General features: G+C 72.5%; 16 protein-coding genes. 8 read left to right on the top strand and 8 right to left on the bottom strand.

What is annotated here, in order from left to right:
• The first annotated feature begins 73 nt into the window (after positions 1-73).
• Together RAN62_RS04795 and RAN62_RS04790 are read left to right on the top strand one after the other, a co-directional pair.
• A complete protein-coding gene (locus RAN62_RS04795) occupies positions 74-691 on the top strand; it encodes a TetR/AcrR family transcriptional regulator (protein ID WP_305783227.1) in 618 nt (205 codons plus the stop codon).
• A gap of 310 nt (positions 692-1,001) precedes the next feature.
• Positions 1,002-2,636 carry an ABC-F family ATP-binding cassette domain-containing protein gene (locus tag RAN62_RS04790; protein ID WP_305783226.1) on the top strand — a complete coding sequence of 545 codons (1,635 nt, stop codon included), beginning with the start codon at positions 1,002-1,004 and terminating at the stop codon, positions 2,634-2,636.
• 302 nt (positions 2,637-2,938) lie between these two features.
• Here the strand turns inward: RAN62_RS04790 and RAN62_RS04785 are convergent, their stop codons facing one another.
• Positions 2,939-4,573 carry a glycoside hydrolase family 10-like protein gene (locus tag RAN62_RS04785; RefSeq protein WP_305783225.1) on the bottom strand — a complete coding sequence of 545 codons (1,635 nt, stop codon included), beginning with the start codon at positions 4,571-4,573 and terminating at the stop codon, positions 2,939-2,941.
• Positions 4,574-4,704: 131 nt separating this feature from the next.
• Between RAN62_RS04785 and RAN62_RS04780 the strand changes: the two genes are divergently transcribed.
• Together RAN62_RS04780 and RAN62_RS04775 are read left to right on the top strand one after the other, a co-directional pair.
• Positions 4,705-5,580 carry a S1 family peptidase gene (locus tag RAN62_RS04780; RefSeq protein ID WP_305783224.1) on the top strand — a complete coding sequence of 292 codons (876 nt, stop codon included), beginning with the start codon at positions 4,705-4,707 and terminating at the stop codon, positions 5,578-5,580.
• 10 nt (positions 5,581-5,590) lie between these two features.
• Positions 5,591-6,490: an NAD(P)/FAD-dependent oxidoreductase gene (locus RAN62_RS04775; RefSeq protein WP_305783223.1), complete on the top strand. Its 900-nt coding sequence runs from the start codon at positions 5,591-5,593 to the stop codon at positions 6,488-6,490.
• A 172-nt stretch (positions 6,491-6,662) separates the two neighbouring features.
• Here the strand turns inward: RAN62_RS04775 and glgA are convergent, their stop codons facing one another.
• Positions 6,663-7,877: a glycogen synthase gene (glgA, locus tag RAN62_RS04770; protein ID WP_305783222.1), complete on the bottom strand. Its 1,215-nt coding sequence runs from the start codon at positions 7,875-7,877 to the stop codon at positions 6,663-6,665.
• Positions 7,878-7,937: 60 nt separating this feature from the next.
• Here glgA and glgC point away from each other — a divergent pair, with 60 nt between their 5' ends.
• On the top strand, positions 7,938-9,170 hold the full coding sequence (gene glgC / locus RAN62_RS04765; protein ID WP_305783221.1) for a glucose-1-phosphate adenylyltransferase: 1,233 nt from the start codon (positions 7,938-7,940) through the stop codon (positions 9,168-9,170).
• Here glgC and RAN62_RS04760 read toward each other — a convergent pair.
• Positions 9,152-9,631, bottom strand: a complete 480-nt coding sequence (locus RAN62_RS04760; RefSeq protein WP_305783700.1) for an Lrp/AsnC family transcriptional regulator — start codon at positions 9,629-9,631, stop codon at positions 9,152-9,154. The genes glgC and RAN62_RS04760 overlap by 19 nt on opposite strands.
• 28 nt (positions 9,632-9,659) lie before the next feature.
• On the opposite strand from RAN62_RS04760, the gene RAN62_RS04755 reads away from it, so the two are divergent.
• Positions 9,660-10,676, top strand: coding sequence for an EamA family transporter (locus tag RAN62_RS04755; RefSeq protein WP_305783220.1), 1,017 nt, complete (start codon positions 9,660-9,662; stop codon positions 10,674-10,676).
• A 670-nt stretch (positions 10,677-11,346) separates the two neighbouring features.
• Here the strand turns inward: RAN62_RS04755 and RAN62_RS04750 are convergent.
• The 4 genes from RAN62_RS04750 to RAN62_RS04735 are packed head-to-tail and all read right to left on the bottom strand — an operon-like array spanning position 11,347 to position 14,371.
• Complete coding sequence (locus tag RAN62_RS04750) at positions 11,347-12,324, bottom strand: AraC family transcriptional regulator (RefSeq protein WP_305783219.1); 978 nt, start codon at positions 12,322-12,324, stop codon at positions 11,347-11,349.
• A 27-nt stretch (positions 12,325-12,351) separates the two neighbouring features.
• On the bottom strand, positions 12,352-12,672 hold the full coding sequence (locus RAN62_RS04745; protein WP_305783218.1) for a phospholipase: 321 nt from the start codon (positions 12,670-12,672) through the stop codon (positions 12,352-12,354).
• Positions 12,669-14,084, bottom strand: coding sequence for a DUF4331 domain-containing protein (locus RAN62_RS04740; protein WP_305783217.1), 1,416 nt, complete (start codon positions 14,082-14,084; stop codon positions 12,669-12,671). The genes RAN62_RS04745 and RAN62_RS04740 overlap by 4 nt, the downstream gene beginning before the upstream one ends.
• Positions 14,084-14,371, bottom strand: coding sequence for a hypothetical protein (locus RAN62_RS04735; protein WP_305783216.1), 288 nt, complete (start codon positions 14,369-14,371; stop codon positions 14,084-14,086). Before RAN62_RS04735 ends, RAN62_RS04740 begins: the two co-directional genes overlap by 1 nt.
• A 162-nt stretch (positions 14,372-14,533) precedes the next feature.
• Between RAN62_RS04735 and RAN62_RS04730 the strand changes: the two genes are divergently transcribed.
• A complete protein-coding gene (locus RAN62_RS04730; protein ID WP_305783215.1) occupies positions 14,534-15,934 on the top strand; it encodes an FAD-binding oxidoreductase in 1,401 nt (466 codons plus the stop codon).
• Here RAN62_RS04730 and RAN62_RS04725 read toward each other — a convergent pair.
• Positions 15,922-16,374 carry a hypothetical protein gene (locus RAN62_RS04725; protein WP_305783718.1) on the bottom strand — a complete coding sequence of 151 codons (453 nt, stop codon included), beginning with the start codon at positions 16,372-16,374 and terminating at the stop codon, positions 15,922-15,924. The genes RAN62_RS04730 and RAN62_RS04725 overlap by 13 nt on opposite strands.
• On the opposite strand from RAN62_RS04725, the gene RAN62_RS04720 reads away from it, so the two are divergent.
• On the top strand, positions 16,261-16,665 hold the full coding sequence (locus tag RAN62_RS04720; protein WP_305783699.1) for a helix-turn-helix domain-containing protein: 405 nt from the start codon (positions 16,261-16,263) through the stop codon (positions 16,663-16,665). The genes RAN62_RS04725 and RAN62_RS04720 overlap by 114 nt on opposite strands.

The following is a 16,665-nucleotide window of genomic DNA, read 5'->3' as shown; positions in this document are numbered from 1 at the left end:
CGAGTGGTTTCGCAATAGAGCATCGACCCGGCCACCGGCTTAATGCAAGAGAATTCGCGATAGGGTGAGCGACATGACAGAGACGCCGGGCTCCCGGCGCCCCGGCGGGCGCACGAGCAAGACCCGGGCCGCGGTGCACGCAGCCGTGCGAGAGCTGCTGGTCGCCCATGACGGCGCCCTGCCGACCATGGCGGACGTGGCGACCGCCTCGGGGGTGCACCTGGCGACGCTCTACCGGCGCTGGCGCACGCCGCAGACGCTCGTGCTCGACGTGGCGATCGACGACCTCAACGACCGGCAGCCGATCGGCGCGAGTGGGGACCTGCGGAAGGACCTGCTGGCGTACACCGTGCGGCTCGCGGATTGGGTCGCCTCGCCCGGCGGTCCCGCCTTCCTGCGCACGATCATCGCCGCGGCGTCGAGCTCCGAGGCGGCGGCCGGAACGACCCTGGAGCTGATCAACCGGCGGCTGGACGGCTTCCAGCGGATCCTCGACGCGGCGGGCGCCACCGAGCTGACGCCCCTCGACGTGGTCGACCTGCTGCTGGCCCCGGTCTACCTGCGGGCGCTGATGTCGCAGCCGCTGGCCGCGGACGGGCCCGAGCCGGAGCGCCTCGTCGCCAACGTCCTCGCCGTCCTCGACGCCCGGCGCCGGTCGGAGACGCCGGAGCCCGAGCGGGCAGAGCGATAGCGCCGTGCGCGAGCGGACGACGACAGCGCCGTGCGGGGGACGGGCCGACGATAGCGCCGTGCGCGAGCGGACGACGACAGCGCCGTGCGGGGGACGGGCCGACGATAGCGCCGTGCGCGGGCGGGCGACGACAGCGCCGTGCGCGGGCGGGCGACGACAGCGCCGTGCGGGGGCGGGCCGACGACAGCGCCGTGCGCGAGCGGACGACTACAGCGCCGTGCGCGGGCGGGCGGCGATTCGGAACCTGCCGGGCGTGGGGGCGGACGGGGGCGGCGGGTGCGGGGCGGCGGGCCGATAGAGTCGTGAGCCGATGAGCGCCACCTTGATTGCCCGTGATCTGGCCGCCGGGCACGGCGACCGCGTGTTGTTCCGTTCGCTTGACCTGGTCGTGGCACCGGGCGACGTCGTCGGGCTCGTGGGGGTGAACGGGGCGGGCAAGACGACGCTGCTGCGTACGCTGGCCGGACTGGTGCCGGTCGAGGCCGGCAGCGTGTCGCTCAGCCCGCCCACCGCGACGGTCGGTTATCTGCCGCAGGAGCGTGAGCGGCGTGCCGGGGAGACCGTGCGTGACTTCCTCGCGCGTCGCACCGGCGTCGGCCCGGCGCAGGTGGCGATGGACGCGGCGGCGGAAGCGCTGGCCGCGGGGGCGGCCGGGGCGGACGAGACGTACGCGACGGCGCTCGAGCGGTGGCTCGACCTGGGCGGCGCCGATCTGGACGAGCGGGCCGGCGAGGTGGCCGCCGATCTGGGGCTGGCGGTCGCGCTGGACCATCCGATGACGGCCCTGTCCGGCGGGCAGGCGGCGCGGGCGCAGATGGCGTCGTTGCTGCTCAGCCGGTACGACGTGTTCCTGCTCGACGAGCCGACCAACGACCTGGACCTCGACGGTCTGCGGCGGCTCGAGGAGTTCGTGGCGGGGCTGCGGGCGGGGACGCTGCTGGTGAGTCACGACCGCGAGTTCCTGGCCCGGACGGTGACCGCGGTGCTCGAGCTCGATCTGGCGCAACAGCAGGTCAATTTGTACGGCGGCGGCTACGAGGCGTACCTGGAGGAGCGCGCCACGGCCCGGCGGCACGCGCGCGAGGACTACGAGGAGTATGCGGACAAGCGGTCGGCGCTCGAGGACCGCGCCCGGATGCAGCGCAACTGGATGGAGACGGGCGTCCGGAACGCGCGGCGCAAGTCCAAGGACAACGACAAGATCGGCCGGTCGATGCGGGCCGAGTCGACCGAGAAGCAGGCCGCCAAGGCCCGGCAGACGCAGCGGATGATCGAGCGCCTCGACGTGGTGGAGGAGCCGCGCAAGGAGTGGGAGCTGCGCATGGAGATCGCCGCCGCGCCGCGGTCGGGATCCGTGGTCGCGACGCTGCGGGACGCGGTCGTGCGGCGGGGCGACTTCACGCTCGGGCCGGTGACGCTGCAGATCGACTGGGCCGACCGGGTGGCGATCACCGGCGCGAACGGCGCGGGCAAGTCGACGCTGCTCGCGGCTCTGCTCGGGCGCATCACGCCGGACGGCGGCTCGGCCCACCTCGGCTCGGGCGTCGTCGTGGGCGAGGTCGACCAGGCGCGGGGCCTCTTCCTGGGCGACGAACCGCTGCTGACGGCCTTCGGGACGGCGGTGCCGGACATGTCCGACGCCGACGTGCGGACGCTGCTGGCGAAGTTCGGGCTCAAGGCGGTCCACGTGCTGCGCCCGGCGGCCACCCTCTCCCCCGGCGAGCGCACCCGGGCGGCGCTCGCCCTGCTCCAGGCACGCGGCGTGAACCTGCTGGTCCTCGACGAGCCGACCAACCACCTCGACCTGGCCGCGATCGAACAGCTCGAGTCGGCGCTGTCCACCTATCCGGGCACGCTCCTGCTGGTCACCCACGACCGCCGCATGCTGGAGGCCGTCCACACGACCCGCCACCTCGAAGTCGCCGACGGCCACGTCACCGGCTGACCGCCCGGCCGCGCCCCGGTCGAAGCCACGGTGAACGCTCACCGTGGATCCGGCGCGCGGCAACACGATCACCCCGGCGACTGAGAATCGGCCATGCCAGCCGCCCGCACCGGACCGTGACCCAGGCGACGCCGAAACGCGCCCGCACCCGCACGCCCCCAGGCGAGCGGCAGCACGTGCTGGGCTCACCTTCGGCCGAAAGGCGAGTCGGCCGCACTCCCGCACCGTGGGGCGAGCAGGGCGCACTCCGCACCACAAGCCAGCCGACGCCGGACGCTCCCGGCGAGGGTAAGGCGAGGGCGTCAGGAGCTGATGCTGACCGGGGCGCTCAGCGGGCTCTCGTTGCCGGAGCGGTCGAGCATGCTCAGGCAATAGGTGGCGCCGGCGGCGGGCGCGGCGGGGTCGGCGATGTCCTGGGCCCCCACGCGGCCCGTGGCGACCAGATTCGCGGCGGCGCCGTCGACGCGGTAGAGGGCCCAGGACACCGGGGCAGCGCCCTCGCCCCGTTGCCACTCGACGGTCACGGTGCTGCCCGCGCGACGGGCCAGGTTGAGGCGGGGCGTGGCGGGCGCGGCGAGGGGCAGCCGCTTCATCGTCGGGAGCAGGGCCGGGGCGGCATAGTGGTCGGCCGCGTACTTCGAGACGGCACCCAGCCGGTCGGCCCGGACCTGCTTGGCGCTGTAGTGGACGCTGCCCTGCACCCCGTACTTGTCATTGAGCGTGAGCTGCTTGTCGAGCTGGTCGGGCTTGCTCCACGCGCCGTCCTCGCCGACGCGGTAGTCGGCCTGGCCCACGTACAGCTGGACCGGGGTGCCCTTGACCAGCGAGGACCACCAGGGCAGCACCTTGCCGTAGTCGGCCTTGTCGAAGCCGATCGTCCAGTAGAGCTGCGGAACGATGTAGTCCAGCCACCCGTTGCGGACCCAGGTGCGGGTGTCGGCGTAGATGGCCGAGTAGCTCTCCAGGCCCGCCGAGTCGGAGCCGCGCGGGTCCGAGGACTTGTTGCGCCAGATGCCGAACGGGCTGATGCCGAACTTCACCCACGGCTTCAGCTCCTTGATGCGCGTGCTCATCTCGTGGACCAGGGTGTTGACGTTCTGCCGCCGCCAGTCGCCGCGCGACTGCCGCTTGTCGGTCCGCTTCGCGAACGAGGCGTCGTCGCCGAACTCGTTGCCGCCGCCCTCGGGATAGGGGTAGAAGAAGTCGTCGAAGTGCACGCCGTCGATGTCGTACTTCCGCACCGCCTCGAGCATGGAGTCCTCGACGAACTTGCGCGCCGCGGGGTTGCCCGGATCGAAGTAGAGCCGGGCCGTCTTCTTGCCCTTCGGGTAGGCGACGGCCCAGTCACGGTGCTTGAGCAGCGGGTGGTTCGGGGCGAGCTTCGCGAAGTCGGCGCCGGGCCCGGACGGCCCGGGCTGCGTCCCCCGGTAGGGGTTGAACCACGCGTGGAACTCGAGGTTCCGCTTGTGAGCCTCGTCGACCATGTACGCCATCGGGTCCCAGCCCGGCGACTTGCCGTCACGCCGGCCGGTGAGCCACTCCGACCAGGGTGCGTACGCGGAAGGCCAGAACGCGTCCCCGGACGGCCGGACGTGCACGAAGATCGCGTTGTGCCGGCGCGACACGGCCAGGTCGAGCCACTTCTGGTACTCGCCCTTGACCTGCGCCTCCGACAGGCCCGGCTGGCTCGGGAAGTCGATGTTGAGCACGGTGGTCAGCCACATGCCCCGCAGCTCGCGCGTCGCCTTGACGGGCACCCCGGCGCACGTGCCGACCGTGCCCTCCGCCGGGACGAGCTGCTGCTCCCCCGGCCGTGCGATCGGCGTCACCCCGGGCTCCTCGTAGGTCGCCGCGCGCACCAGGCCGATGCCGAGCACGACCGCCGCGAGCACCACGGCGGCGATGACGAGGGACAGGCGGACGGGGGGTCGTCGCATCCCCCCAGTCTGCACGGCCCGGCGAATGCGCCTTATCCCGCCCATAGGTCCACCGCCGCACGATGGGACTTCCTGACCCTGCGACTTTCGGACGGCTTGCCTTGCGCCCACTTCTCGTCCGTGCCCTGATCGTGCTCCTGACAGCGGCGTCCGCCCTGCTGCCCGCGGCCCGGCCGGCTGCGGCGATCGCCTATGGCGAGGACGTGACCGACGGCGGTTATCCCTTCACGGTGCTGCTCACGATGACGGGACTGCCGGCCACGGACGGCGGCACCCGGGACAGCTCGTGCTCCGGTGCACTGATCGCGCCACGCTGGGTGATCACCGCCGGGCATTGCTTCAAGGACGAGGACGAGCGCCGGGTGGACCGCACTGTGGCCGACCGCACCACGGCTGTCGTCGGCCGTACGGATCTGACCGGCGGTGGCGGGCAGGAGGCCGAGGTGGACGCGGTCCACCAGGCCGAGGACTCGGACGTGGCGCTGGCCCGGCTCGACCGGCCGATCACCGGCGTGCCACTGGTCGCGCCGGCCACCGAACCACCCGCCGCCGGCGCGACGCTGCGCCTCACCGGCTATGGCCTGACGGCTGACGGTGCGCCGGCGACCCGCTTGCAGACCGGGGTCTTCACCGTCGACGCGGTCGGGGACACGCTGCTCGAGACCTCGGGCCGGGAGCCGCGCCCGGACACCAGCCCCTGCCCGCACGACTCCGGCGGCCCCTATGTTGCGGAGCGGCCCGGCGGCGCGCCTGTGCTCGTCGCCGTGGTCAGCACCGGGCCCCGCTGCCCGCACGAGGGCCCCGATCTGAGCGCCCGCGTCGACGTGCTGCACGACTGGATCACCGGCACGATGAGCAGTAGCCATGTCTCGCACCTCCCTCTCGTCCTTCTGATCGCGGCAGTGGTGGCCGTGCTGATGCTCGGCGGCTTCGCCTGGCGGCGCAAAGCAGCCTGTGGACAACTCCCGCCTGTGGATAACTCGGGGGCCCGGCGCGGACCGGCCTAGGCTCGTGGGCATGAACGTCGTCGTTGCGGGTGCGGGAATCGCCGGGCTGGCATGTGCTCAGGAGCTGAGCGCGGCCGGCGTGCGGGTGCGGGTCGTGGAGCGCGGCCGGGTGGTCGGGGGCAGGCTTGCCAGCAAGAGGTACGCCGACAGGTACGCGGACATCGGCGCGGCCTACTTCGTCGCGGACGACCCCGGCTTCCGGGCCGTGGCAGAGGGCTGGCGGGCGCGGGGGCTGGCCCGGCCGTGGACCGACACGTTCCAGGTGTTCCCGGGCGAGCCCGTCGCCGGGACCGAGCGCTGGGCGGCGGGAAACGGGCTGCGGTCCCTCGCCGAGGACCTCGCCACGGGGCTCGACGTGCGGCTGGAGACGCCGCTGACCGCGATCCCGGAGGACGCGGACGCCGTGGTGCTCGCCATGCCGGGGCCCCAGGCGCTGCGACTGGACCCGCCCGATGCGGTGGCGGAGGCCGCGAAGGGGCAGCGGTGGGAGCCGGTGATCGCGGCCGTGCTCGCGTACCCGGAGCGGGTCTGGGGTGAGCTGCACGGCGCGTTCGTGAACGACCACCCGGTGCTTGCGACCGTCTGCGACGACGGGGACCGGCGCGGGGACGGGGCTCCGGTGCTGGTGGCGCACTCGACGGCGGAGCTGGCGCGGCGGCATCTCGACGATCCGGCGCAGGCCGGGCCGGTGCTCGCGGCGGCGGTCGGCGAGCTGCTCGGGATCAAGGAGGAGCCGGAGATCAACACTCACCGGTGGACGTTCGCGCAGCCGGCGGGCGGGGAGACGCGGCCGTTCGTGCGCGACGGGCGGGTCTGGCTGGCCGGGGACGCGTTCGGCAAGCCGCGCGTGCAGACCGCCTGGCTGTCCGGCCGCGCGGTCGCCCGGGCGCTGCTGGAGCAGGCCGGCTGAGCCGCCCGCCTCGACACGAGGACCGAGCTGAGCAGCCGCGCCACGGGAGCTGGGTCCGCGGCCGCAACGGGGACGGAGTCGAGCAGCCGCTGCGAGGGCCGGGCGGACGGCGCGGCGCGTCATGCGAGGGCCGGGCCGGCCGGCTGGGTGAGAGCCGGCCGGCGGGGCGGGGTCAGAGGACGGTGCGGTAGACCTCGAGGGTGTCGCGGGCGATGGTCGACCACGAGAACTTCTCGACGGCTCGGCGGCGGCCGGCGAGGCCCATCTGCTGGGCCCGGGCCGGGTCCTGGACCAGGGTGGTGATGGCGGCGGCGAGGTCGGCGACGAAGCGGTCCGGGTCGAGCGGGGTGCCTGTGCCGTCCTCGGCCTGGTCGAGCGGGACCAGCAGGCCGGTCTCGCCGTCCGCGACCACCTCGGGGATGCCGCCGGTGGCGGTGGCCACGACGGCGGTCTCGCAGGCCATGGCCTCGAGGTTGACGATGCCCATGGGCTCGTAGATCGACGGGCAGACGAAGACCGTCGCGTGCGTGAGGACCTGGACGACCTCGTGCTTGGGGAGCATCTCCTGGACCCAGATCACGCCCTCGGGGTCGCGGGCGTTGCGGAGCTGGGTGGCGAGCTCCTCGACCTCGGCGGCGATCTCCTTGGTGTCGGGGGCGCCGGCCAGCAGGACGATCTGCACGTCCTTGGGCAGGTCCTGGCAGGCGCGCATCAGGTACGGCAGGCCCTTCTGCCGGGTGATGCGCCCGACGAAGACCACGCTCGGCCGGTTGAGGTCGATGCCGAGGCGCTCGACGACGTCGGTGTCGCGGTGGGGGGCGTACTGCTCGGTGTCGATGCCGTTGTAGACCACGTGGATCTTGGCGGGGTCCACCGCCGGGTAGGCCTTGAGGACGTCGCGGCGCATGCCGGCGGAGACCGCGATGACGGCGTCGGCGTTCTCGATGGCGGTGCGCTCACAGAACGACGACAGCGCGTAGCCGCCACCCAGCTGCTCGGCCTTCCACGGGCGGAGCGGCTCGAGGCTGTGGGTCGTGACCACGTGCGGGACGCCGTGCAGGAGTTTCGCCGTGTGGCCGGCGAAGTTGGCGTACCAGGTGTGGCTGTGCACCAGGTCCGTGCCCGCCGCGCCGGCGGCGATCGCCAGGTCGACGCCCATGGTCTGCAGGGCCGCGTTGGCCTCGGTCAGGGTCTCGGGCACCGGATAGGCGGTCACGCCCGGTTCGGTGCGCGGGGCGCCGAAGCAGTGCACCCGGACGTCCGCGAGGGCGCGCAGGTCACGGGTCAGATATTCGAGGTGCACCCCGGCGCCGCCGTAGACCTCCGGGGGGTACTCCCGGGTGATCAGGTCGACGCGGAGGTCAGGTTTCGAGGACGAGTCGGTCACGTCACGCACAATAGTGCGTCCGGCTGGCGCAAGAGGGCGCGGAATTATAGGTTCACGGGCATGGCTCCCAAGGTGCTCGCAATCGTTCTGGCAGGTGGCGAAGGCAAGCGCCTGATGCCCCTCACCGCGGACCGGGCCAAGCCCGGTGTCCCGTTCGGCGGCATCTACCGCATGATCGACTTCGTCCTGTCGAATCTGGCCAACGGCGGCTACCTCAAGATCGTCGTCCTCACCCAGTACAAGTCGCACTCCCTCGACCGCCACATCACCAAGACGTGGCGGATGTCGACGCTGCTGGGCAACTACGTCACGCCCGTCCCGGCGCAGCAGCGGCTCGGCCCGCGCTGGTTCGCCGGCTCGGCCGACGCCATCTACCAGTCCCTCAACCTCATCAACGACGAGAAGCCGGACTATGTCATCGTGTTCGGCGCCGACCACATCTACCGCATGGACCCGAAGCAGATGGTCAACGACCACATCGCCTCGGGCGCCTCGGTGACGGTGGCCGGCATCCGCCAGCCCAAGTTGATGTCCGACCAGTTCGGCGTCATCGACGTGGCCGAGGACGGCAAGCGCATCCGCGCCTTCCGCGAGAAGCCCAAGCAGGTCGACGGGCTGCCCGACTCCCCCGACGAGATCTACGCGTCGATGGGCAACTACGTCTTCAGCACCAAGGCGCTGTGCGAGGCCGTGTCCCTGGACGCGCAGAACCCGGACAGCAAGCACGACATGGGCGGCAACATCATCCCCATGCTCGTCGAGAAGGGCGAGGCCAACGTCTACGACTTCCGCGACAACGACGTGCCCGGCAGCACGGAGCGTGACCGCGGCTACTGGCGCGACGTGGGCACGCTCGACTCGTTCTACGAGGCGCACATGGACCTGATCGCCACGGTCCCGATCTTCAACCTCTACAACCACGAGTGGCCGATCTTCACCAACTACGGCTCCTGGCCGCCGGCGAAGTTCGTCCACGGCTACCAGGACCGGCAGGGCCGCGCGGTCGAGTCGATGATCAGCCCCGGCGTGGTGGTGTCCGGCTCGCTGGTCGAGCGCTCGGTCATCTCCCCCAACGTACGCATCAATTCCTGGGCCACCGTCTCGAGCTCGGTGCTGATGGAGGGCGTGCAGGTCGGCCGGAACGCGGTGATCCGCAACGCCATCATCGACAAGAACGTCATCGTCCCCGAGGGCGCCCGGATCGGCGTCGACCTCGAGGCCGACCGCAAGCGCTGGACGGTCTCCGACAGCGGCATCGTGGTCATCGGCAAGGGTCAGAAAGTCGAGCCCTGACCCGGCGGGCGCGGCGGCACGGGCGTCGAGACCACGAAGGAGCTCGACGTCCGGCCGTGCGGGAGGAACAGGTCGAGCACCGCGGCCAGGTCCTCCACGGCCGCCACGTGCACCTGGAGCAGGAAACAGTCCTCGCCCGAGATGCGATGACACTCACTGACCTGCGGGGTACGCGCGGCCAGCTCGGCGATCTTGCGTAGCTGCCCGGGTCCGGGGCTGATCCGGACCCAGGCGGCCACGGGCAGTCCCAGCGCGGCGGGGTCCACGTCGAGCCGGTAGCCGCGGATGACGCCCGTCTCCTCGAGCCGCGCCAGCCGCTCCCGCACGGCCGGTGCCGACATCCGGACCCGCCGGGCCAGCTCGGCGGCGCTGATGCGCGGATCCGCCCCGAGCTCGTCGAGCAGCCGCCGGTCGATCCCGTCGGGAAACCGTTTCGCCGTTCCGCTTTCCTTGTCGGCCATCCCCGGGCGCTCCCGCCTTCGATCGCTCATGGCCCTGCGCGTGTGGCCTTCCGAGAATAGAGGAATGTCAGTACGTCCACCGCCGCACGCGTACTTCGTCGTCAGCGCGATCTTCCACTACCTCGGCCCGGCGCTGGCCGTCCTCCTCTTCGCCCGCGTCGGCGTCCTCGGCGTGGCCTGGCTGCGTATCGCGACCGCGGCGCTGGTCTTCGTGGCGTGGCGCCGCCCGTGGCGGGTGCGCCTCGACCGCCCGGCCTGGCTGCTCCTGACGGCCTGGGCCACCGTGCTGGCCGCCATGAACAGCGTCTTCTACCTGGCCATCGACCGCCTCCCGCTGGGCACCGTCGCCGCGATCGAGTTCCTCCCGGTCGTCGCCCTGGCCGCCGCCTCCGCCCGCTCCTTCCGCAACGGCCTCGCCCTGGTCGCCGCGGTGGCCGGTGTCTGGCTGCTCACCGACGTCCGCCTCGTGTCGGAGCCCCTCGGCCTCCTCTTCGCCGCCGCCAACGCCGCGCTCTTCGCCGCCTACATCGTCCTGGGCCACCGCGTCGCCCGCGACGACCGGATGTCCGGCCTCGACGGCCTCGCCCTGTCCATGATCATCGCCGCGGTGCTCGCCCTGCCCCTCGGCCTCGGCGCGGCCGCTCCCGCCTTCGCCGACCCGATCCTCCTGCCGGCGGCCGCGGGCGTGGGCATCTGCTCGTCGGTCGTCCCGTACGTCGCCGACCAGCTCGCCATGGCCCGCCTGCCCCGGGCCACGTACGCCCTCATGATCGCCCTCCTTCCCGCCACCGCCACCGTCATCGGCGTCATCGTCCTCACCCAGATCCCCACGGCGGCCGAGATCACCGGCATCGTCCTGGTCGTCGCCGGCGTCGCCGTCCACCGCTCGCGACCCACCGAGTCCGAGCCGCACCGATCCCCGGCCCGAGAGACGAGCGAGCACCCGGCCGGGTCCGGGCCGCACCGATCCCCGGCCCGGGAGACGCCCGGGCCCCCGTCGGAGCCCGGGCCACACCGGTCCACGGCCCGGAGGACGAACGGGTGATGTCGCCGGCGGACCGCGCGACCGTTCGCGCGACGCGGGTGGCCCGTAACGCCCGGGTCACCATCTGGATCAGTTCCTGCGGCGCGTTGGTGCAGCCGAGCGCACCCCGCCGCCGGGCCTCCTCGACATGCTCGGACGAGCGCGAACCGGCGTAGATGATGAACGGCGTGCGGTCCCCGTCCCTCCGCAACTCGTCGAGCAGGGTGTATCCGGCGCGATCGTCCGGGGGCCGGCCCACCGAGCGGCCTTGCAGTCGCCGCTGCGTCCGTGTGTCGGGAACGGCGAGCGCCAAGGCATCGGCGACAGTGGTGGGATTCGTGGCGCCGGGCTGCTGTCCCGGCTGCGTCGCCACTGCGGCTCCCAGCGCAACGGCAGCCTCCACCTGCCGGCGCCGCGCCGATGCCTCCAGCCCGGGTGCTTTGAAGGACAGCTCACCGAGGTTGCTGAAGAAGTCCGACAGTGGGACGCGGAACCGGGAGGCGATCAGAAGCAGCAGAGCCGGCCACACCAGCACGCCGAGCAGGCCGGAGATCGCTGTCACCAGGCGGATGATCTGATCGGCCGTCACGCGCATCTCCCGGTCGGCACGGTGATCGCTCGAATCAACGCATGGTAGTGGCGGCGCGGGTCATCTCCGGCGGTTCTGTCGCCGGCGGGACAGTTCGGGGCGTCAGGGGTGGTCGCGGAGGGTTTCGGAGGGGGTGGTGCCGTAGCGGTCGCGGTAGGCGCCCGCGAAGCGGCCCAGGTGGGTGAAGCCCCAGCGGTGGGCGACCTCGCTCACGCTCACCTCGCCCCGGCCGGAGCGGGTCAGGTCGGCGTGGACGCCTTCGAGGCGGAGGCGGCGGAGGTAGGTGAGGGGTGGGACGCCGACGTGGCGGCGGAAGGATTCCTGGAGGACGCGGACGCCGACGCCGGAGATGGCGGCGAGTTCCTGGGCGGTGAAGGGGCGGCCGGGCTCGGCGTGCATGGCGTCGAGGGCGCGCTTGACCGTGCGGGGGCGGCGGGCGGTGGGGAGGTCGGGGGCGGTGTCGCCCGCGGGGTGTTCGACGGCGGAGGCCAGTGCGCTGATGGCCAGGTCGCGCCAGCGGCGCAGGAGCGGCGGGAGGCGGGAGAGGCCGTCCGGTTCGCGCAGCTCGTGGTGGAGGAGGCGGGCGAGGCCGAGCCAGCTGCGGCCGGGGCCGCCGGCCAGGCCGAAGGCGGGGCCGAGGCGGGGGCGGCCGCCGGGAACGTCCGGGGTGGACAGCTCGCGCTCGAAGGCGAGGCGTTCGACCTTGACGCTGATCAGGCGGCAGTCGGCGGTCCAGCGGGTCTCGACGTCGCCGGCGGGCTGGAAGACGGCGGCGCGGCCCGGGTCGGCGGTGACGGCGGCGCCGCGGTGGCGGGCGTGGACGGCGCCGGTGAGCGGGGCGAGGACGTGGTAGGCGGTGCGCAGGTCACCCAGGGCGATGCACATCTCGGCGCCGTAGCTGACCTCACCGATCGTGAGCGGCCCGGTCTGCACCACGTCGCCGGAGAAGGCGAAACCGTCCCGGGAGCCGGACAGCTCCGCCTCCAGGGGCCCGTAGAACATGCGGCGGCAGAACGCGCGGGCCTGCTCCACGTCGGTGGTGCGCAGGACCGCGCGTACAGCCGGCGCCGGCGTGTCCATCCGCCCACTGTAAACCGGCCGGGAGGCTTACGAGGGCCAGGCGAACTCCGTGACGGAACCGCTCGCGATGTCGACCTCGGCCAGCGGGGTGACCGGGTCGCGCCAGACCACGTAGCGGCCCTCGCGCAGGCTGTCGATCACCATGCTGAAGCGGACGCCGTCGCGCACGTAGCGGGCCCGGACGGCCGCGTGCGTACGCGTGGCGGAGTCCTCGACCGGGCTCACCTCGATCTCGTGTCCGTGCAGGCTGCCCGGCGTGTCGACGATCAGCGCGCCGATCCCCTGGCCGATGTTGAGCACGACGGTTCCCTGGCCCGAGGGAGCCAGAGTGTGGTGGGTGTGGCTCACTTGTCACTTCCCGAGGAAGAAGCCGAGGGGTTGTTGAAGCCGTCGAACGGCACGCCGAGGTAGGGGAACTTCTTCAGCAGCTTGGAGCTGACGTCCTTGGCCGACAGTCCCTGCTCGACCAGCGTCGCCGCGTCGTCGGGGGTGAACTTCTCGTCCACCAGGGGGAACGTGGCCCCGGCGATGGCGCGCAGCGAGATCGACACCACGTCGTCGGCGGGCCGGCGGCCGTTGGGGAAGCCGGCCAGGTCGCCGCCGATGATGCCGAAGGCGTTCTCCTCCTTGGCCGGCGGGATCACCGTGTTGAGGCGCAGCATGTCGGCCTGCGTGTCGCCGGTGTTGTTCTGGAAGTCGTCGATCAGCCCGTCCGGGATGCCGGTGAGCAGAATTGCCACCAGGTCGGCGCGGGCGGTCTTCGCCTTGTTGAGCTCGGCGAGGTTGTCGAACAGGCCCGGGTAGAGCACCGGCAGCAGCGCACCGAGCTCGGGCTGCTCGACGAACTCGGCGAAGCGCTTGTCCTCGGCCGGCGGCAGGCTGTTCCACAGGTCCTTCTGCGCCATCGGCACGATGACCTCGTTGAAGAGCGGGTTGCCCAGGCGCGACACCTGCACCTGCGGGCCGACGAAGACGTCGTTGTCGTCCTTGTTGCCGCGCACCTGCACCTGACGGCGGCTGGCGGAGGTCCAGACGCCGATGACGGCACCCGGGTCCCGGCCGCGGACCTTCTTCTTGCCGTCCTTGCGGACCATGTGCAGCGGGACCTGGATGGCGATGCTGTGCACGTTCATGCGGTCGGTCGCGTTGACGGCCGTACCGGCGCCCTTGAAAAGGTTTTGACCGATGAGGTGCTTGTCCTGGAAGGGACGCAGGGTGCCCAGGTCGAAGATGGCCCCGAGGTCGACGAAGAACGCGTCGGCCCGCTGGCCCGCGAAGACCTTCTCGCCGGTCTTGAGCTTGTGGACCGCGTCCTCGGCCAGCTTGTCGTAGTCCGGGATCGACAGCGGGCCCACGTTGCACGGCGGGCAGGGCAGCTTCTCGGCCAGCACGGTGTGCTTGCCGTGCGCGTCGACCTTGGTCACCGAATAGAACTGCCGGCGATTCCAGTTCTCGCTGTCCAGCGATTCGATCGGCCCGGTGTTGTAGAGGAACGTCCGGTCGTTGCGCAATTCCGTGCGGAAGCGGAACTGGTACGTGAGATCCGGCCGCCCGTCCCCGTTCGAGTCGACGTGGATCTCGTAAAGCACGTCGTCCCCGAACTCGAAGAAGTTCGGCCCGCTCGCGGGCAGCTGCAGCGGCACGTAGTTCGCGATCAGCGTGACCGTGTCCGGGTGGTCGGGGCTGACGAACGCGTACAGGTCGGAGCTGTCGGCGACCGGGTCCTTGCTGATCTCCGGCGCTTCGCGGTGCGAGGACATCAGCTCTCCTTCTTCGCGGCCTTGAGCAGGGTCTTCACCAGGTCCTTGTCGGTGATGACGACCTTGGACTCGCCGACGAACAGGTCGAACGTGCCCTTCTTCGCATCGCGCAGCGACAGCACCAGCGACTCGGCGTTCCCGGCGGCCGCGCTGTCGTTCTCCCCGGCGAGGCTCAGGCCCGCGACGCCCGCGGCCGAGGCCCCCACCCCGACGGCCGCGGCGATCGTGAGAACGCGGCGGCGCGACAGGCTGCTGCCCGCCCGGCTGCCGTAACGAACACGACTCATGCTCTGCCTTTCGTTCCGCGCGGTCCGCACCGGCCGCGCTTCTCCGAGGGTCATTCCGTCGTCGACAGCCACAAGTACGAGACGATCTCCACGAGAGTTCAAAGGTTTCTCCCAGGAAAGGTTTTCCACAGACAGTTGCCCGTTTTGCCGGATAATGCCCGCATGTCACTGACCCGCCGCGGCCTGCTGCTGGCCGCTGCCGCTCTGCCGCTCCCGATGAAGAGAACCGACTGGGCGGCCCTCGACCGTGCGATCGACGGGACGGTCGAACTGCCGGGCACCACGGGGTACGAGCGCAGCCGCACCCTCGTCGACCCGCGCTTCGACGGCGTCCGCCCGCCGGCCGTCGTCCGATGTGCCCACGCCGGCGACGTCGCCGAGACCGTCCGCTTCGCGCGCCGGTCCGGAGTGGCGATCGTCACGCGCGGCGGCGGGCACTCCTACACCGGCGACTCGACGTCGTCGACCGGGCTCGTCCTCGATCTGCGCCGGCTCGACGGGGTCACGCTCGACCAGGGCACGGCCACAGTGGGCGGCGGCGCCACGCTGATGAGTGTGTACAACACGCTCGGCGCGCGCGGGGTCTCCGTACCCTCCGGGTCCTGCGGGTCTGTCGGCATCGGCGGCGTCACGCTGGGCGGGGGCATCGGCCTGGCGGCTTCTGCGTACGGGCTCACCTGCGACGCCGTCCTGACCGCCGGCGTGGTCACGGCCGACGGGCGGCACCGCACCGTGGACAGTGCCCGCGAGCCGTCGCTCTTCTGGGCGTTGCGGGGCGGCGGCGGCGGCCAGTTCGGCGTCGTCACGGCGTGGCGCCTGCGCACCCATCCCGCCCCGGCGACGGGCACTTTCGTCCTCACCTGGCCGTGGGCCGACGCGGCCCGGGTCGCCACGGGCTGGCAGGCGCGAATCGCCACGGCCCCCGACGAGACGTGGTCGGCGTGTCAGTTCGCGTCGTCGGCGACGGGCGCCTTGTCCGTACGCGTCTCCGGGTCCGTCCTCGGCGGTGACGCCGACGCGGAGGCCGCCGCGCTCGTCCGCGCCGTGGGCCGCTCGCCCGCGAAGGCCGTCCTGGCCCGCCGGCCGTACCTCGACGTGGCTCACGACCGCGCGGGCTGCGACTCGGCGGCCACGTGCGCCGTCCGCTCGACCGAACTCGTGGGCAGCGAGATCTTCCGCCGCCCGCTGCCCGCCGCTGGGATCGCCGCCCTGCTGTCCGCCGTGGAACAAAGCGCCCGCACCCGCCGCCCCGGCGTGGCGAAGCTCAAGCGCATGACCGGCGCCGTGGCCCGCGTGGCCCCCGGCGCGACCGCCTTCCCGTGGCGCGGCGCGCACACGATGCTGCAGTGGCTCGTCGAGGACGCCCCGGCCGCCGACGCCTACGCCTGGATCGAGGCCGGCCATCGCACCATGGCCCGCTGGTCGGCGGGCCGCTACGTCAACTATCTCGAGCCGGACCCGCGCACGCTGCCGCTCTACCACGGCCCGCACCTCGACCGCCTGCGCCGCATCCGCGCGGCGGCCGACCCGGACCGGCTGTTCCGCTCGCGCTACGCCCTCTGACCCGGTGTCCGGATCTGTGGGATTCTGGTCGGCACGGACATGGCCCGGCGGCGGTCCGGACGGGAGGCTGGATCCCGCACCGCCGCTTCGAGGTCGACGGCGCGGACGAGGCCCGGCGCTTCCTGCAGGCGCGCGGCGTGCCCGAGGACAGCGTCCGCCGCGTGTGGCTCGCGATCGCCCTGCACACCACGCCCGGCGTCCCCGCGTTCCTCGAACCCGAGGTCGCCCTGGTCACGGCGGGCGTCGAGTACGACGTCCTGGGCATCGGCTACGACGACCTGACCGAGCAGGACCGCGCCGCCGTCACCGCCCTGCACCCGCACCCACTGGCGGCTCGCGGGCGACCTGGCCACCGCGTATCGCCGGGTGCACGTCGACAGCGACCCCGTCTTCCTCCGCGACGGCCCCGTCGTGACCTCGGCCGGCGTCACGGCGGGCATCGACCTGACCCTCGCCCTGGTCGAGGAGGACCACGGCGCCGGCGTGGCCCGCGCGGTCGCCCGGGAGCTCGTTGTCTTCCTCGCCCGCCCGGCCGGAGCCCCGCCCGTCACGTCGAGACGGTCCGGGTGGAGGCCGCCCAGATCCTCCTCGAGTCCGGCACCACCCCGGTCGAGGCCGTGGCGGCCGCCGCCGGCTTCGGCTCCGCGGAGACCATGCGCCGCGTCTTCCAGCAGCACCTGGGCGTCTCGCCGTCGACCTACCGGGCCCGCTTCCGCTCGGCCGCCGGGTGA

Source organism: Symbioplanes lichenis, assembly GCF_030709675.1.
GTDB classification, from domain to species: domain Bacteria; phylum Actinomycetota; class Actinomycetes; order Mycobacteriales; family Micromonosporaceae; genus Actinoplanes; species Actinoplanes lichenis.
Note: the sequence above shows the minus strand (reverse complement) of the source record. Positions and strands in the feature narration are given on the sequence as shown.

Coding starts and splice junctions, on each gene's coding strand:
- RAN62_RS04795 (WP_305783227.1), top strand. CDS start 74: ATGACAGAGACGCCGGGCTCCCGGCGCCCCGGCGGGCGCACGAGCAAG.
- RAN62_RS04790 (WP_305783226.1), top strand. CDS start 1,002: ATGAGCGCCACCTTGATTGCCCGTGATCTGGCCGCCGGGCACGGCGAC.
- RAN62_RS04785 (WP_305783225.1), bottom strand. CDS start 4,573: ATGCGACGACCCCCCGTCCGCCTGTCCCTCGTCATCGCCGCCGTGGTG.
- RAN62_RS04775 (WP_305783223.1), top strand. CDS start 5,591: ATGAACGTCGTCGTTGCGGGTGCGGGAATCGCCGGGCTGGCATGTGCT.
- glgC (WP_305783221.1), top strand. CDS start 7,938: ATGGCTCCCAAGGTGCTCGCAATCGTTCTGGCAGGTGGCGAAGGCAAG.
- RAN62_RS04760 (WP_305783700.1), bottom strand. CDS start 9,631: ATGGCCGACAAGGAAAGCGGAACGGCGAAACGGTTTCCCGACGGGATC.
- RAN62_RS04755 (WP_305783220.1), top strand. CDS start 9,660: ATGGCCCTGCGCGTGTGGCCTTCCGAGAATAGAGGAATGTCAGTACGT.
- RAN62_RS04750 (WP_305783219.1), bottom strand. CDS start 12,324: ATGGACACGCCGGCGCCGGCTGTACGCGCGGTCCTGCGCACCACCGAC.
- RAN62_RS04740 (WP_305783217.1), bottom strand. CDS start 14,084: ATGTCCTCGCACCGCGAAGCGCCGGAGATCAGCAAGGACCCGGTCGCC.
- RAN62_RS04735 (WP_305783216.1), bottom strand. CDS start 14,371: ATGAGTCGTGTTCGTTACGGCAGCCGGGCGGGCAGCAGCCTGTCGCGC.
- RAN62_RS04730 (WP_305783215.1), top strand. CDS start 14,534: ATGTCACTGACCCGCCGCGGCCTGCTGCTGGCCGCTGCCGCTCTGCCG.
- RAN62_RS04725 (WP_305783718.1), bottom strand. CDS start 16,374: ATGCCCGCCGTGACGCCGGCCGAGGTCACGACGGGGCCGTCGCGGAGG.